The organism is Fructobacillus ficulneus (assembly GCF_001047075.2).
GTDB lineage: Bacteria > Bacillota > Bacilli > Lactobacillales > Lactobacillaceae > Fructobacillus > Fructobacillus ficulneus.
This window is the reverse complement of the sequence record NZ_DF967993.1, coordinates 1-529: the sequence shown is the minus strand read 5'-3', so window position 1 is coordinate 529 and position 529 is coordinate 1. Positions and strand designations below refer to the sequence as shown.

Sequence of the window (529 nt, the reverse complement as noted above, 5' to 3'; positions counted from 1 at the left end):
GCCGCTGGTTTCGTCCTTCTCCATCGAGGCTAGTAATTTTGACGCTTCAAGGCGAATACGAAGCATTAAGTTTTCTTCTTCTAATTCAGCTAAGCGCTTAGCTTGTTCATCTTGTGTTAGTTTTTTAGGTTTTGTCATGGTTTTAGATCCTATCTCCAATGACTTTAACCCATCCTGACCTTTTTGTATATAAATTTTCTTCCATTTCCAGATTGAACTGATGTGAACGAAACCAAATTTCCGAGCAACTTCTACATAAGAAGCCTGGTGTTCAATGGCCCACAGCGTTAATCGGAGACGAAATTCAGATGTCACCTGTGGTGGTTCATAAATAATCTTCGAACCATGACCTTCATAGGCCGCAATATACATCAATAAGTCATAAGTTTGTAGGCCAAATTCTTTGGCAATTTGATTAGCGGATAGTCCAGATTCAAAATGTTTTTTAACTGCTTGTAGTTTATATTCTTTTGAAAATTTAGTCATAAAAAATCCCCGTAAGTTTATACAACTTACGGGGTACAGGTCA

The 529-nt window shown here is 37.6% G+C and carries 1 protein-coding gene; it reads right to left on the bottom strand.

Annotation, left to right across the window (positions count from 1 at the left end; genetic code table 11):
* A partial coding sequence (locus AOQ29_RS02200) for a transposase (RefSeq protein WP_061992917.1) occupies positions 1-486 on the bottom strand: 486 nt, incomplete at its 3' end.
* Positions 487-529: the final 43 nt, after the last annotated feature.